The organism is Rhodococcus sp. W8901 (assembly GCF_013348805.1).
Classification (GTDB): domain Bacteria; phylum Actinomycetota; class Actinomycetes; order Mycobacteriales; family Mycobacteriaceae; genus Prescottella.
On sequence record NZ_CP054690.1, the window covers coordinates 3459431 to 3474718 of the forward strand.

Sequence of the window (15288 nt, forward strand, 5' to 3'; positions counted from 1 at the left end):
TCACGCTCCAGCCCTCCTGGCGATTCGTTCCGCTGCCCGCAGACGCACGGGCGCTGCTCTCGGGTTGTCTTCGATCTCCTGTTCGGACGCACGTTCCGCTCCTCGCGTGAGAATCCGGAACTCCGGCCCCATACCCGGCAGTTCCACCGGGAGGCCTTCAGGCGTCTTCGACTTCGACAGTGGCGTCAGCTCCTGCTTGACCACTCGGTCCTCGAGCGACTGGTACGACATGAACACGACCCGACCACCGACCGCCAACGCGTCGAGGGCAGCGGGGATCGCGGCTCGCAGCGAATCGAGCTCGCCGTTGACCTCTACCCGAAGTGCCTGGAAGGTGCGCTTCGCGGGATGGCCACCCGTGCGGCGCGTAGCTGCCGGGATGGCGTCGTAGATGAGCTCGACCAGCGCGGCGCTGGTGGTGAACGGCTGCTTCTGACGACGGCGTACCACCTCGGAGGCGATCCGCCCCGCGAAGCGCTCCTCGCCGTACGTGCTCAGGATGCGCGCCAGCTCGCCGTGACTGTAGGTATTGAGCACCTCGGCCGCGGTGATCCCCGTCGTGGGGTTCATCCGCATGTCCAACGGCGCGTCGACCGAGTAAGCGAATCCGCGCTCGGCCTCGTCCAACTGCATCGACGAGACACCCAGATCGAACAGGATGCCGTGCACCGTGCCAATCGGGTCCAGGCCGGCCTCCTCGAGCGCGTGGACGATGCCGTCGTAGCGCGTGTGCACGAAGGTGGTGCGGCCCGCATAGGGGGCCAGGCGCTCGGACGCGATGCGGAGCGCCTCGGGGTCACGATCGAGCCCGATGAGATGCAGGCCGGGATAGGTCCGCAGGAAATGCTCGGAGTGCCCACCCAGACCGAGTGTCGCGTCGATCATGACCGCGCCCTCGCCGAGGGGGTTGTGGGCTGTGAGTGCCGGCCCGAGAAGGTCGTCCGCGCGGTGCAGCAGCACCGGGACATGACCGAACTCGCCGGGGACGGACCGGGTGTCGTCCTCGCCGTCGACCATGGTTCCTCCGGCTCCTGCTCGATGCTGTGGGGCTTGCACGTGGTTGGGGGTCCGAAGAGGTGGTTCGGCGGGCTGTCGTCGACTGATGCGCTGCAACGAAACTCGCGAACGTCACTCTCCGGGAGAGCGAATGCCTCGAGGTCCCTGTCCGATCGAGGAACCTGGCGCTGGGGAAGTGCGTCAGGGTCCCGGCGGTGAACCTGGCGCTGGGGAAGTGCGTCAGGGTCACACTCGGGCAGAGGCCTCGCGGCACTCGCCTGTGGCGTCGGTGGGCTAGAAGATCCCCTCGAGCGCCTCGTCTCTGGCTTGTGAGTAGCTTTCCTCGTGCTCCGCGACGTAGGACTCCCATGCCTGGGCGTCCCAAATCTCGAGGAAGTCGACCGATCCGATCACCACGCAGTCCTTCGACAACCCCGCATAGCGACGATGGTCGGAAGACAACGTGATCCGTCCCTGGGCATCGGGATGCTGCTCGTCGGTTCCCGATGCAAGCGCACGCACGAATGCGCGAGCCTGCGGATTGCTTCGGGAAGCCGCTGACGCACGACGCGCAAGCGCGGTGAACTCCTCACGGGGGTACACCGCAAGGCTGTGGTCCTGCCCTTTAGTGACCATCAACCCTCCCGCCAACGCGTCCCGGAACTTCGCAGGCAACGTGAGTCGCCCCTTGTCGTCGAGCTTCGGCGTATAGGTACCGAGAAACATCTCGACACCTCCCGCCGGGGCCCTGTGGCGAACGTGTGGTCGATACCGGCCGGTATCGCCCTGCATTCTGGCGGGTCACTCACGCGATCCGCTGCGCACCACATTACCCCACTTTCCTCCACTTTCAATCCGATCGGGGGGCCGATTTGACATCTGCGCGCGAATAACCGCAGATCACCGGGCATGGCTCGAAGTGGGGCGTTTCCGCCCACGTGATCGCAAACACGAGAGCCTCCCCGGCCCCGACGGAGGGCCCGCACTCGGCCGGCCGAGAAAACCCCAGTTCAACGCTCCGCCTCCCTGCGATAGCAGAACCTCGGATCGAACCCACCGGCGGCAGGAGCAGGCAGTGGGGACATGTGGGGGCAACGTGTGGGGAACTGTGGGTGAGGCGGGAGGGATCGGCCACGGACCCACACGGACCGACACGGCCACCGCGGACGCGCCGACCGCACGAAAAACGGCGATGGCGCGACCTTTGCGGTCGCGCCATCGCCGTTTCGAGAGCCTGGGCGTTTCTGACGCCGGAAGCTACTCCTGTTCGAATCTCCTGCGGAAGCGATCCTCCATCCGGGACGAGAATCCGCCGCCGGACTTCTTGCCTCCATGAGGCTTACGCGGATGCGATCCTCGCGCACCCGGCCCTTCACCGGACGGGTCGTCCCCGTCGGGTACCGCTGCCAGATGCCCCTTCCCTCCACCGAACAGGAAGAGCACACCGGCACCGAACATAACGACGAACCCGATCACACTGACGATCGGGAATCCGCCCAACCACAACACATCCAGAGCCACGCCCGCGATGAGCAGGACGAGACCCAACGCAAAGAGGGCCACCGCCTGCAATCGACGTTTTCCAGCGGGGGCACGCATTCGCCCGCCCCTCACCGTGGACGCGAACTTGGGATCCTCGGCGTAGAGAGCGCTCTCGATCTGATCGAGCATGCGCTGCTCGTGCTCGGAGAGTGGCACGGTACCTCCCCCGGCACTAAGAGTTGGCACCTCGCCGCGGTGCGGAGAGGTGGGTAACGGACTAGCGGTTACCTGAATTCAATAATACGAGGAGAGTCCTCCTCTGACCACCTACTCCGTCGACGAGTTCCCACCGAATCGGCGACAATCCGGTATGCCCCACCAGAAGGGCCCGTGAACGTGTCCGGAATCACCGCATCCACGCTACGCCGAGAGCCCGGAAACAGCGCCCCGATTCGTCGCCCCGAGGCGATCCTCGACCGCAGTGAGGAACCTCCCCACCTCGAAATAGAACGCATCCGCATCCGCATCCGTCACGGTTCGCGTCACACCGGCTTCGATCGAGGCCCGGAGCGCGGAATGCTGGGCGAAGTAGTCGGCCCACTCCACGAAATCCGGTGCCGCCCGCGCCATGAGGACCCAAGCGCTCCGGGACCGAGGCCGCCTCGCCCGACCGGAGTTCGCCGCCCCTTCCACCCCGGCGAGGACCGCAGCAGCACCACGGAGTGCCCCGAGGTACGCACAACGGAATCGTTCCGCAGCCTGGACCGCACCCGCCGCCTCCGACAGCAGACCGTCCGCGCGACGCAACAACGCGACCGCAGACATCGGAGCCGACACCGGCCCCGCCGGCCCGACCGGTGAACCCGACACGGCAGGACGCCCGGACGATCCACAACCGGTCGCCGCGATCCTCGACCGCCCGGACATCGACCGCCGCTTCGGCACCGCCTCGCGCTCGACCACCTCTTCGGCATCCGCAGCTCCGACAGCACCGACAGCACCGACACCCCGCGCAACTTCAGGCACGACCTTCGACATGACTTCGAGCACCTCCCAACGCTCCGAAGTTCGGGACCGCCGATCCGGTGATGTTCGCTTCCCTCGAACATCACCGGATCGGCCATATCGAACATGCGTTCGACCTATTCAATATAACTGGCCCCACCGACATGTCGTCAAGAGAGAAGGGTGAGCCCGCGCATGGATGCGAGCACCGGCGAGAGCCCCGACACGAATCCGGAGTCCGCTCCGGTCGTCGTGGACCTGTCGGTATCCGACATGCGTGCCCGGCTTCCCGAGGCGCTGTCGATCTATGTGGCGGCCATGGGATACCCCCGCGGAACCGAGTACCACCGCGCACCCATGTGGACCGAGCACATGCAGCGAGCCGGATGGCGCGCGGTCGGCGCGGTACAGGCCGATCCCGAACTCCCCGACCGCCCGGCACCGTTGGTCGCGATCGCCTACGGCTATCGCGGCGCCCCCGATCAGTGGTGGCAGCAGCAGGTGCGGCACGGGATGCAGGCGACCGGGTGGAGCCGGGAGCAGATCTCGTACGTTCTCGGTAGCTACTTCGAGCTGACCGAACTGCACGTCCATCCGGACGCGCAGGGACACCGCCTGGGCGAGCGACTGCTCCGACGCCTGCTCGCCGACCGCCCGGAGCGTGGCGTACTGCTCTCCACCCCGGAGGTGGACGACGAGGACAACCGGGCCTGGCGCCTGTACCGGCGCACCGGGTTCCGCGACGTCGTCCGCCACTTCACCTTCGCGGGCGATCGCCGACCGTTCGCTGTTCTCGGACGGGGGTTGCCGCTGTGATACCGGAGTTCACGAGAGCCGCTGACGCTCGACTCGACGCGGTGGTGGTCGGTTCGGGCCACAATGCCCTGGTCTCGGCCTGCTATCTGGCCCGATCGGGATGGTCGGTGGAGGTTCTCGAACGGGACACCGTCGTCGGTGGCGCCGTCTCGACGGTCGAGCGGTTCCCGGGACACAAGGTGGATCGCGGGTCGTCGGCGCACATCATGATCCGGCACACCGGGATCATCGAAGAGCTCGACCTCGCCGCGCACGGACTGCGCTACATCGACTGCGACCCGTGGGCGTTCGCCCCGGCGCCGGCGGGATCGGACCGACCGGGAATCGTCTTCCACCGCAGCCTCGATCGGACATGCCGATCCATCGAGGAATCGTGCGGTGCGGCCGATGCGGACGCCTACCGACGTTTCGTCCGGACGTGGGGGCCGCGGACCGAGCGCGTGATGCGGGCCTTCGCGGCGCCGCCCACCGGAGGACACCTGCTGCGGTCGTTCTGGGGCCTCGACACGTCCGGGGGCGGCAGCGAGATCTCCCGCGAGTTCCTGACGTCGGGCGATGCGCTGCTCGACGAGTACTTCGACAGCGAACCGCTCAAGGCGGCACTCGCGTGGTTCGGTGCGCAGTCGGGTCCGCCGATGTCGGAGCCGGGAACCGCGCCGATGGTCGGGTTCGCGGCGCTGATGCACACGCTGCCACCCGGTCGAGCGGTCGGCGGCAGCGGCGCGCTGACGGCGGCGCTCGCCGCCCGGCTCGCCTCGGACGGTGGAACGGTCACGCTCGGTGACGGCGTGACCGAACTACGCAAGGACTCCGACGGCTGGACCGTGGTGACGGAGTCCGGACGTCGGATCCGTGCCCGCCGAGTCGTCGCCGGCTGCCACGTGCTGACCACTCTCGATCTGCTCGAACGCGGCGGCTACGACCGCGCCACACTCGACCGCTGGCGTCGCCGGATCCGGGTGGGGCCCGGCATCGGCATGGTGCTGCGTCTAGGGACCGACGCGCTGCCGTCGTACCCGAGCGCGCCCTCCGATGCGACGGACGCGACCGCGACATCGGGCCTGCAACTCCTCGTCTCCGACCGGGCCCAGCTGCGGACGGCGCACGGAGCCGCCCTCGCCGGCGAGTTGCCCCCCGAACCGGCGGTGCTCGCGATGAGCTTCAGCGGCATCGACCCGACGATCGCCCCCGCCGGCGAGCACCAGGTGACACTGTGGTCGCAGTGGCATCCTTACGCGTTGTCCGGCGGCCGCAACTGGGCGGATCTCGGCGAGAGCGAGGCCGATCGCATCGTCGCGAGTGTCGACGCCCTCGCACCCGGCTTCGCCGACAGCGTGCGTCACCGACACATCCAGACACCTGCGGACATCGAACGCGAGATGGGTCTGATCGGCGGCAACGTGATGCATGTGGAGATGTCACTGGACCAGATGTTCATGTGGCGTCCGATCCCCGAGCTGTCCGCGCACCGGGTACCGGACGCGGAGAACCTGTACCTCACCGGAGCGTCGACCCATCCCGGCGGTGGCGTGTCCGGCTCGAGCGGACGCAGCGCGGCGCGGGTCGCCCTGTCCGACGCGCGCGGTGGTCGACTGCGACAGGCGCTCCGCAAGCCCTTCCGATGAGCCCCCCGAACACAGTCATGCTGCGCGCCTCGGTGGCGCTCGCCGTCGCCGCGGTCGCCGCGCAGATCGTCTATCCGCTGGTGGACGGCCGATCCCGGGACGTGGTGACGGTCGCCGTGGTCGCGCTGCTGGCCGCCGCTTCGATCGTGCACGCCGTGGCCGTGCGCGGCGGACGGTGGGCCGCCGGGATGGTCCTGGCGACGGCCGGGGTCGGTCTGCTGTCCGAGGTGGTCGGAACCGCGACGGGCATCCCGTACGGCTGCTACGAGTACGCCACCGGACGGCTCGGCTGGGCCGTCGCCGACGTGCCGCTGGTGGTCCCGTTCGCGTGGACGGCGGGCTTCTACCCGGTGTGGTGCGTCGCGTCGCGACTGACCCGCGCGCGGCTCCCCCGCATCGTCCTCGCGACGATCGGCGTCGTCGGCTGGGACCTGTATCTGGACCCGCAGATGGTCGCCGACGGCCAGTGGCGCTGGTGCGTCACCGATGCCGGGCTGCCCGGTGTCGAACACATTCCGCTCACCAACTACGCGGGCTGGGTCGTCGTCGCCCTCGCGATGGCGGTTCTCGTCACCCTCCTGGACGTGCTCGACCGTCGTCCCCGAACGACGCCGCTCCGGCACGACGCGGTGCCCACCGCACTGTTCCTGTGGACGTGGCTGGGCTCGGCGCTGGCCCACGCGGTGTTCCTCGACGCACCCGAACTACGGTACTCGGCCGTCTACGGCGCGGTCGCGATGGGCGTACTGGGGGTGCCACTGCTCGTGGTTCTGGCGCGCACACGCCGGAACGAGCTGGACAACACCCCTACCGCCTGACACGAATACCCGTGCCTGGCACGATGACCCCTGTGCAGCCGTCCACGCCATCGCCATCACGTACCCGGTTCCGTCGCCTGTTCTCGACCGCGGCACTCGCACTGATCACGGTGCCGCTGCTGGCGGGGTGCCTGCGTGTGCAGGTGTCGATGGGCGTGTCGGCCGACGACAAGGTCTCGGGGCAGATCGTGGCAGCCACCGTCCCCAAGGACGAGAACGACAAGGGTCCACAGCTGACCCCGCCCCCGTCGCTCGCCAACCGGATCCGGGTGCAGGAGTACCAGAAGGACGGGTACGTCGGAACCGAGGCGTTCTTCAGCGGACTGTCGTTCGGCGACGTCCAGGATCTCGGTGGCATGTCGGGGCAGACCGACGGGGCCCTGCAGTTGTCGCTGCAGCGGGCCGGTGATCTGGTGAACCTCAGCGGTCGGATCGATCTCGAGAACGTTCCGGCCCAGGGCACCGACGTACAGTTCACGATCGCCTTCCCGGCCCGGGTCGCCACGACCAACGGCACTCGCGAGGGCGATTCGACCATCACGTGGAAGCTCCCGGCCGGCGAGGTCAGCACGCTGCGCGCCGAGGTTCGCTACGCCGATCCCAAGACCCGCAGTTTCGCCGGATGGGCGGGTATGGCGGCCGGCGTCACGATCGCCGTCGCGGCGATCGTCGGTGTGATGGCGTGGGCCACCCGCAACCGCAGAACACCGTCCGGGCCTCGCCGCGAGGAGCCTCTCGAGACGTCGACACGGTGAGCCTTCGATAGTGGTTCCACCGTTCGAACCGCTCGCCGTCGCGACCCGCGCGGGTACCGGGCTCGCGCTCGCGGCGGCCGCCGTCACGGCCGCGAACGTCGCCGGGTTGCCCCGACTGCACGCCGAACCGGTGACCGAACCCGTGACGGTCCTGGTGCCGGCCCGGAACGAGGCACACCGGATCGCCGGTCTCCTCGGGGATCTACGCGGCCAGACCCTCCTCGGCACGCTGCGCATGATCGTCCTCGACGACGACTCCACCGATGCGACGGCACTGGTCGCCGAACGCGCCTTCGACGGCGACAGCCGCTTCGCGCTGATCCGAACCACGCATGCCCCGCCATCCGGATGGTTGGGCAAGACCGCTGCCTGCCGGACCGCCGCCGAGCACGCGGCCCGACTGGTCGATCCGCGACGGCCGGGTGTGCTGGTCTTCCTCGACGCCGACGTACGACTGGCCCCGGACGCCCTCGCGGCCGCCGTGACCGAGTTACGCCGCACCGGCGCCGACCTCGTCTCCCCGTGGCCCCGTCAGGATGCAGTCACGGCCACCGAACGCATCATCCAGCCGCTGCTGTGCTGGTCGTGGTTCTCGATGCTGCCGGTGCGCGTCGCCAACGACAGCCGCCGCCCGTCGACGGCGGTGGCCTGCGGGCAGTTCCTCGTGTTCGACGCCGCGGCCTACTTCCGGATGGGCGGACATGCCGTCGTCGCCGACAGCCTCACCGAGGATCTCGACATCGCCCGGGAGCTGCGCCGGCGGGGCGGACGGACCGTGGTCGTGGCCGCGCAGGACAAGGCGACGTGCCGGATGTATGTCGGCCCCGCCGCGCTGCGTGCCGGATACACCCGCTGGTTGTGGACGGCGTACGGCTCGGCCGCCGGATCGACGGCGGTTGCCGCCGCGGCCGCACTGACCTATCTGGTGCCGCCGGCCGCGATGCTGTTCGGGCGCGGCAACAACCGCCGGTGGGGCGCTGTGGGCTACGCCGCAGCCACCGCCTCGAGACTTGCTGCGCGCACGGTCGAGACCGGACGACGACCCCGGGTGGGCGACCTCCTGGACGCGGCCGCCCACCCGGTGTCGATCGTCGGCCTGATCGGCCTCACCGTCGCCTCCCACCGGGACCGCCGACGTGGCGGACTGCGGTGGAAGGGCCGGGCGATCGGCTAGCCCCGTACCGTGGCAGCACTCGGCGTTCGCTAGCCGTTCGCGATCACCGCGGCGACCTCCCTCGCGAGGGCGCGTTCGCCGTCTGCATTCGGATGCACCGGCACCGGCTGCGCGGAGTAGACCAGCGGCTCGATCCACCGCTCCCCCACCGGCTTACAGCCGTCGTGCCCTTCCGATACCCGGGCCATGTCGACGAACGACGTACCCGTCTCGGCGGCCGCTCGCGCGATCGCGTCGTTGAGCGTCGCCTGGAGATCACGCAGATACGGGACGTCGCCCTGCGCGATCGGGAACTGCGGAAAGCAGCCTCCGGTCGCCGGCAGCAACCACGGGTACCCGACAACGACGACATGGGCTCGCGGGGCGCGGGCATGTACGTCCTCGAGCGCTTTGACGAGCGCCGGGTAGGTCTGGCTGGTGATCGGTTCGAACAGGCCCGCGCCGTATCGCGACTTGCACGGGTCGAAGGCGCCGGGACTGACCGCCCAGGCACCGATACAGGTCGCCATGGCGCCGGCAAAGGTGTCGTTGTTGTTTCCGCCGATCATGACGGTCACGAGCTCGGTCGACGGGGACAGCGCGTCGAGTTGGGCCCGGGTCCCCGGATACTGTGGTTGGTAGAAGTCCCCGGTCTTGGCGCCGCCGCAGCTGACGTCGGTGAGCCGATAACCCGATTCGGCTGCCACGATGTGTGCGAAGTTCTGTTCGGACTGCCAGCACTGCGGCAGCTGTCCGGACGCGATCGGAGCGACGCCCGATCCCGCACTGACACTGTCGCCGAGATTCACATACTCGGTACCGCCGGGCAGCGCGGCGGCCGGCGACGCCAGGGCGACGGCGTGAGCCGCCATCCCTGACGCGGCCGCCAGCACGGCCGCCATCGCCTTCCATCGTCTGCCCGTGATTCTTGTTGCCATAATGCGTCTCCCCCAACTCGGATGCGATCGGCCGGAAGAACCGATCGGGTGGACTCGCGCGCACCGGCTGCCGCCCCAGATGATGGCCGCATACGGCATACAAACGTTCTGATCGCAACGCCTGGCAAGGAACTGGTGGAGCTGGACCGGACCGCTACTCCATCGTCTCGATCCGCAGAGTGACGGGGCAATCCCCGGACGACCGGCCGACCTGAAGGTCGTACGCCCCGGGTTGGTAGGCCCACGAGCGACTTTCCTCGTCCCAGATCTCGAACGCCCGGCGGGGCAGGGTGATCGTCGCGGTGACGGCGTCGCCGGGCGATGCCTCGACGGTCGCGAAGCCCGCGAGCGCCCGGGCCGGCCGGTCTGCGTGCGCCTCGACCGGCGCGAGATAGACCTGCACGACCTCGCGTCCGCGCCGGGATCCGGTGTTGCGGACGGTCACGGTGACGGTGTCCGCGTCCCGCTCGACGCCCTCGTACGCCCAGGTCGTGTAGCCGAGGCCGTGCCCGAAGGGATACGCGGGGTCGACGTCGGACCGATCCCACGCGTGGTAACCGATGAACAGGCCCTCGGCGTAGGCGAGCTTGCCGTCGACAGGGGTGACGTCGGTGACCGGGCAGTCGGCGAGCGTGGCGGGCCAGGTGGTCGGCAGCCGGCCGCCGGGCTCGGCCACACCGGCCAGCACGTCGGCCAGTGCGGCGCCGGCCTCCTGCCCGGGGAACCAGCTCAGCAGCACCGCCGCGACCTCGTCGCGCCACGGCATCTCCACCGGCGAACCGGCATTGACGACGACGACGGTTCTCGGGTTGGCCGCGGCCACACGGGCCACCAACTCGTCTTGACGACCCGGCAGTTTCAGCGTGGTGCGGTCGAAGCCTTCCGACTCCACCTTGTCGGTGGTGGCGACGACGACGACGGCCACGTCCGCCTCGGTGGCGGCGGCCACGGCCTCGGCCATGAGCTCCTCGGGGTCACGCTGCGGCTCGAGGTGTCCGAGACTGAAGCTGACGATGGCGATGGGAGAACCCTCCATCTTCATCGGGGTGTACCGCAGGACCACCTTGACCGTCCGGCCCGCCTCGAGCTCCACGACGCCGCGGTCCTTCGGCGAGCCGAAGAGCATCTCGAACGGGTCGAAGCTCTCCAGCGCCTGGTCGCCCTCGAACAGCGTCTCGCCGTCGACGGTCAGGGTGAACTGGCCGATGCCCTTGGTGCCGAAGCGGTGTGGGCCGGACTGCTCGGGCGTGAAGGCGCCGATGATCTCGATAGTCTGCAGCGCCTCGTAGTCGATGCCCTCGGGGAGGTCGCCCATCCACATGATGTTGCCGTTCGCCAGCGGGAGCTCGCGCTGCAGCGAGCCGTCGGCGGCGTAGCAGCGGGCGCGCAGCTCGAATCCGTGGTCGGCGACGCCCATCTCGTCGCTCAGCGCCGTGCCGACGCTGTAGCTCAGCTTGCCGTCGGGCAGCGCAGCGGTCAGCCCGGCGAGGGGGGAGACGACAGCCTCGGGGAAGACCATGGCGGATCCTCCGCCGAGCACGCGGGCGTCCCGCGCGGCCAGGCCGATCAGCGCGACGGTGGTCTCGGCAGGGTCGATCGGCAGCACCGGGGCGGCGTCGACCTCGGCGTTGCGGGCAAGCACGAAGGAGCGCCGGGCGACCTCGCGCGCGATCTCGCGGCCGTCGACCGCGGCGGGGAACTCGGCGACCGCGGCCGGGGCGCCCTCGAGCAGCCCGACACGCGCCGCGAGCAACAGGACGTGACGCACGGCCTCGTCGACGACGGACTCGTCGACCTCCCCGTCCCGGACCGCTTTGACGAGGAGCTCGCCGTAGACGGACACCGGGCCGGGCATCGCGACGTCCAGGCCGCCGAGGATCGCGCCCACCGTCGAGCGGGTGCCCATCCAGTCGGAGACCACGATCCCGTCGAAGCCCCACTCGTCGCGGAGGACGCCCCTGAGTAGTTCGGTGTGTTCGCTCATCGTGGTGCCGTTGACGCCGTTGTAGGCGGACATGATCGCCCACGGTCGGGCATCCTCGACGATCGCCTCGAACGGCGCGAGGTAGAGCTCGCGGAGGGCCTCCGGGGAGACGATGTTGTCGACACTCATCCGGTCGGTCTCGGCGTCGTTGGCCACGAAGTGCTTGACGGTGGCTCCGACGCCGCCGGACTGCACGCCGCGGACGAAGCCGGAGCCGATCGCGCCGGTGAGCAGCGGATCCTCGGAATACGCCTCGAAGTGCCGGCCACCGACGGGGGTGCGGTGCATGTTCACGGTGGGAGCGAGCAGCAGGTGCACGCCCTTGCGGCGCGCCTCCTGCGCGAGCAGCGTCCCCGCCCGGGCGATCAGCTCGGGATCCCAGGTCGCGGCCATCGCGGTCGGCGAGGGCAGCAGGACGGACGGGTCCTCCGGACCCCAGCTGGCCCCGCGCACGCCGACAGGGCCGTCGGACATCACGACGGAGCCGAGACCGATCTCGGGGAGCGGCGGCAGGGTCCAGATGTCCTGCCCCTGAAGCAGTCGCGCCTTCGCGTCCAGATCCAGCTTGGCGAGCGCCGATTCGACGGCCTCGCGTACGGCTTCGTTCTCCATCGTGAATTCCTTTGTCATCGAACGGTTTCAGCAACCAGCGAACCGCGTCCACCAGAATGAAACCGGTTGGCGAACAAGTCGATTCGCCGATCCCGGCGAGGATGCGGCCGACTGGGCAGCTGGGTGGCGCCACAGCGGTTCGATACTGACACGATCACCTAATGAGTGATAGGCGTTGATATGAAAACGTTATATTTAGCATCGACGGGGGCCGTGGTGCCGATGAGCAACCGCGCGAGAGGTTCGCGTCAGCGTCGGCCGGTGCCGTCCTCGGAACGATCACCCAGGGCGAGCAGCGCGACGAAGTTACGGAAGGCAGCGGGCATGTCGACATCCTCAGGAGCCAGGAGCCACTGGATCTGCATGCCGTCCAAGACCGCGATCAACAACGGCGACGCCTGTTCCGGCGTGAGACCACCGGGCAGTCGATCGCCGAACTCCCGCCGCAGCAACTCGGCGAAAACCTCACGCGCACCGGCATAACGCTCAGTGAAGAACTCCCGTGCCGGATGCTGGCCGATCGCACTCTCCGCCGCCAACGCGGTGAAGGTCTGGACGACACCGGGACGTTCGGCGTTGAACTCGACAACCTGCTCGAGGTGCGACAGGCGCGCATCCGTGGCCCCTGCGAGGAACGCAGCGACATCCCACCGGTCGCGAGCCTCGAGCACGCCGACCAGGAGGTGTTCCTTACTGGGGAAGTAATGCAGAAGACCGGGCTGGGTCAGCCCGACGCGTTCCGCCACGGCAGCGAGCGTCGTTGCCCGATAGCCACGCTCGGCGATCACCGTCATCGCCGCGTCGAGGATGGCCTCACGCCGCGCTTCCGCCCTGGCCGCCCGCCCGCCCCGCTGTCGCTCCGTCACGGTACGAGCCTAACGACGGCGGCGTTCGACTCACTGGGCGGCCGCGAATGACGGCAGGATTGTAACGATACCGTCACAAAGCCTAATTCCCGCTAGGCGCGATGCCTACCCTCTCGACCTATGACACGTCGCTTGCGGAAAAGTCTCGTCGTCCTCGTCACCGCGATCACGGCAGTGGTCGCCGCCGGCACCACCGCACAAGCGGGTGGGATTCCCACGTCGGCCGCCGGGCCCACGAAGGCCGTCGAATCCACGTACTCCGACCGCGGGCCGTGGGAGCTGACCACGCAGAAGGGCTTCGGCTGCTGCGACTCCACCGGCGCCGCGTTCGATGTCTGGTACCCCACCGACCTCGGCGCGAACGGGGAGCGCCACCCGATCATCACCTGGGGCAACGGCACCTTCGCCCACCCGCACCAGTACGACTATCTGCTCTCGCACCTGGCGTCCTGGGGCTTCGTGGTGATCGCGGCCGACAACACCAACACGGGCTCCGGCCGGGAGATGCTGGAGGCGGTGGACTTCCTCCGGCGCCAGGACGGTGATCCGTCCAGCGTCTTCCATCAGAAGCTGGACACCGACGCCGTCGGCGCGATGGGGCACTCCCAGGGCGCGGTCGGCACCCTCAACGCGACCGCGCACTCCGGCGGCACCGTCAGGACCGCGGTCCCCATCGAGCTCCCCGGCCAGTACATGTGCACGCTCGGGTTACCGAAACCGGAGGGGATGACGACTTGCACGGACCCCCGGGAGCTCACCACCGGCTCGGTCTTCTACGTCAACGGCTCCGACAGCCCGATCTCGGCGTCCACCCAGCCGCTGCCGTGGCAGATGATCGGCATCCAGTCCGCACAGGCCTACTACGAGGCGACTCCGGAATCGTTGACCAAGGTGCGGGCAACCCTGAACGGCCCCAACCACAACGACATTCAGGGCCAGCCGGGCTGCACCCCGGACAACCTTGGCTGCGTGAACGGCGTGACCGGCTTCCTCGGCTACCTCACGGCCTGGGTCATGGACCGACTGCAGGGTGACACCCGGGCGCACAGCGCCTTCGTCTCGGGAACCGGCGAACTGTTCGGCGACCCCGACTGGAGCAATCAGACGAGCAACATCACCGGATGAACCGACGAGTGAGTGCCGGGCGACTCCGCGGCCGGCACTCACCCAATGGGCGGACGCGTCGAGCCCGTCACACCGACGTCGAGGCAGACATACCCAGGTTCGCCAGCACCTCACCGGTGGCCCGCGCGAAGTTGAGCGTGATGAAGTGCAGGCACGGCGCGCCCTCGGCGATCAACCGCTCGCTCATCTCGGTCGCGACCTCGATACCGATCTCACGCACCGCGGCACGGTTCTCCTCCGGACCGTCACCCGCAGCCCGGGTGAGCCGCTCCTCCAGCGCGGCCGGCAGCTTCGAACCGGACAGCTCCAGGCTGCGACGGGCCGAGCGCAGCGACGTGATCGGCATGATCTCGGGGATGATCGGCTTCTCGCCCTGCTCGGGGTCGTACGCCACGACGCGGTCGCGCAGTCGCAGATAATCGTCGACGTCGAAGAACATCTGGGTGATCGAGTACTCGGCGCCGGCCCGCAGCTTGGACACGAGGTACTTCGTGTCGTATTCGAGGTCGGGCGCCCGGTAGTGGCCTTCCGGGAACGAGGCCACACCCACATGGAAGTCGCCCATGTCGCGGACCAGACGGACCAGTTCCTCGGCGTACTCGACGCCGTCGGGATGCTTGACCCACTCACCCAGCGGATCACCGGGCGGGTCGCCCCGGAGCACGAGGATGTTGCTGATACCGCGATCGGCGTAGGCGCCGCACATCGCACGCAGTTCGTCGATGCTGTGCCCCACCGCGGTCAAGTGCGCCACGGGGAGCAGCGTGGTGTCCTCCGCGAGCCGGCCGGTGACCCGGACGGTGCGATCGCGTGTCGAGCCGCCCGCGCCGTACGTCATGGACACGAACGCCGGTCCGAGTCGCTCGAACTCGCGGACCGCGCGCCACAGACGCGCCTCGGCGTCCGCGTCACGCGGGGGCGAGAACTCGACTGAGAAGGGGATCCGACCACTCTTGGAAGCTTCCGACGAGCTGATCCGGTCCACGATCGATGGGGTCTGGGTCTCCCAACCCGCGCTGTTGCGCCCCCGAACGGCATCGAATGTCACCGATCCAGCATAGGTTGGCCTCCCTGTTTCACCCGCATCGAGTGGGGTCCGTACCGGCAGCCTCG

The 15288-nt window shown here is 68.9% G+C and carries 14 protein-coding genes; 6 read left to right on the top strand and 8 right to left on the bottom strand.

Annotated elements, in window-relative coordinates; all coding sequences use genetic code 11:
• The 4 genes from rsmH to HUN07_RS16185 form a co-directional block, all read right to left on the bottom strand.
• Positions 1-1017, bottom strand: a complete 1017-nt coding sequence (rsmH, locus tag HUN07_RS16170) for a 16S rRNA (cytosine(1402)-N(4))-methyltransferase RsmH (protein ID WP_114719284.1) — start codon at positions 1015-1017, stop codon at positions 1-3.
• A 273-nt stretch (positions 1018-1290) separates the two neighbouring features.
• The gene (gene mraZ / locus HUN07_RS16175) at positions 1291-1722 is read right to left on the bottom strand and encodes a division/cell wall cluster transcriptional repressor MraZ (RefSeq protein ID WP_114719283.1); all 432 of its coding nucleotides are present in this window, start codon (positions 1720-1722) and stop codon (positions 1291-1293) included.
• 531 nt (positions 1723-2253) lie between these two features.
• A complete protein-coding gene (locus tag HUN07_RS16180) occupies positions 2254-2694 on the bottom strand; it encodes a DUF3040 domain-containing protein (protein ID WP_114719282.1) in 441 nt (146 codons plus the stop codon).
• Between the two features lie 204 nt (positions 2695-2898).
• Positions 2899-3516 (bottom strand): SAV_6107 family HEPN domain-containing protein, encoded by a 618-nt coding sequence (locus HUN07_RS16185; protein WP_254622548.1) that lies wholly within the window; start codon positions 3514-3516, stop codon positions 2899-2901.
• Between the two features lie 162 nt (positions 3517-3678).
• Between HUN07_RS16185 and HUN07_RS16190 the strand changes: the two genes are divergently transcribed.
• Genes HUN07_RS16190 through HUN07_RS16210 form a run of 5 tightly spaced genes read left to right on the top strand, consistent with a single transcriptional unit; the run spans position 3679 to position 8671 of the window.
• Complete coding sequence (locus HUN07_RS16190) at positions 3679-4299, top strand: GNAT family N-acetyltransferase (protein ID WP_114719281.1); 621 nt, start codon at positions 3679-3681, stop codon at positions 4297-4299.
• Positions 4300-4340: 41 nt separating this feature from the next.
• Complete coding sequence (locus HUN07_RS16195) at positions 4341-5924, top strand: phytoene desaturase family protein (protein ID WP_254622549.1); 1584 nt, start codon at positions 4341-4343, stop codon at positions 5922-5924.
• Positions 5921-6742, top strand: coding sequence for a carotenoid biosynthesis protein (locus HUN07_RS16200; protein WP_114719279.1), 822 nt, complete (start codon positions 5921-5923; stop codon positions 6740-6742). The genes HUN07_RS16195 and HUN07_RS16200 overlap by 4 nt, the downstream gene beginning before the upstream one ends.
• A 32-nt stretch (positions 6743-6774) precedes the next feature.
• Positions 6775-7497: an LppM family (lipo)protein gene (locus HUN07_RS16205; protein ID WP_174914792.1), complete on the top strand. Its 723-nt coding sequence runs from the start codon at positions 6775-6777 to the stop codon at positions 7495-7497.
• A gap of 7 nt (positions 7498-7504) precedes the next feature.
• Entirely contained in the window at positions 7505-8671 is a 1167-nt protein-coding gene (locus tag HUN07_RS16210) for a glycosyltransferase (protein ID WP_441346824.1), read from the top strand.
• 29 nt (positions 8672-8700) lie between these two features.
• On the opposite strand, the gene HUN07_RS16215 is transcribed toward HUN07_RS16210, so the two are convergent.
• The 3 genes from HUN07_RS16215 to HUN07_RS16225 form a co-directional block, all read right to left on the bottom strand.
• Positions 8701-9588: an SGNH/GDSL hydrolase family protein gene (locus HUN07_RS16215; protein ID WP_174911023.1), complete on the bottom strand. Its 888-nt coding sequence runs from the start codon at positions 9586-9588 to the stop codon at positions 8701-8703.
• Positions 9589-9742: 154 nt separating this feature from the next.
• On the bottom strand, positions 9743-12184 hold the full coding sequence (locus HUN07_RS16220) for a beta-glucosidase (RefSeq protein ID WP_217487136.1): 2442 nt from the start codon (positions 12182-12184) through the stop codon (positions 9743-9745).
• A 248-nt stretch (positions 12185-12432) separates the two neighbouring features.
• Positions 12433-13050, bottom strand: coding sequence for a TetR/AcrR family transcriptional regulator (locus tag HUN07_RS16225; RefSeq protein WP_217487137.1), 618 nt, complete (start codon positions 13048-13050; stop codon positions 12433-12435).
• Positions 13051-13170: 120 nt separating this feature from the next.
• Between HUN07_RS16225 and HUN07_RS16230 the strand changes: the two genes are divergently transcribed.
• A complete protein-coding gene (locus HUN07_RS16230; protein WP_114719274.1) occupies positions 13171-14175 on the top strand; it encodes a poly(ethylene terephthalate) hydrolase family protein in 1005 nt (334 codons plus the stop codon).
• 67 nt (positions 14176-14242) lie between these two features.
• On the opposite strand, the gene metF is transcribed toward HUN07_RS16230, so the two are convergent.
• A complete protein-coding gene (gene metF, locus HUN07_RS16235) occupies positions 14243-15223 on the bottom strand; it encodes a methylenetetrahydrofolate reductase [NAD(P)H] (RefSeq protein ID WP_114719273.1) in 981 nt (326 codons plus the stop codon).
• Between the last annotated feature and the right edge of the window lie 65 nt (positions 15224-15288).

Bases quoted from the DNA above. Each gene is read 5' to 3' on its own strand.
- HUN07_RS16190 (WP_114719281.1), top strand. From the start codon at position 3,679: ATGGATGCGAGCACCGGCGAGAGCCCCGACACGAATCCGGAGTCCGCT.
- HUN07_RS16185 (WP_254622548.1), bottom strand. From the start codon at position 3,516: ATGTCGAAGGTCGTGCCTGAAGTTGCGCGGGGTGTCGGTGCTGTCGGT.
- mraZ (WP_114719283.1), bottom strand. From the start codon at position 1,722: ATGTTTCTCGGTACCTATACGCCGAAGCTCGACGACAAGGGGCGACTC.
- HUN07_RS16230 (WP_114719274.1), top strand. From the start codon at position 13,171: ATGACACGTCGCTTGCGGAAAAGTCTCGTCGTCCTCGTCACCGCGATC.
- HUN07_RS16200 (WP_114719279.1), top strand. From the start codon at position 5,921: ATGAGCCCCCCGAACACAGTCATGCTGCGCGCCTCGGTGGCGCTCGCC.
- rsmH (WP_114719284.1), bottom strand. From the start codon at position 1,017: ATGGTCGACGGCGAGGACGACACCCGGTCCGTCCCCGGCGAGTTCGGT.
- HUN07_RS16215 (WP_174911023.1), bottom strand. From the start codon at position 9,588: ATGGCAACAAGAATCACGGGCAGACGATGGAAGGCGATGGCGGCCGTG.
- HUN07_RS16220 (WP_217487136.1), bottom strand. From the start codon at position 12,184: ATGGAGAACGAAGCCGTACGCGAGGCCGTCGAATCGGCGCTCGCCAAG.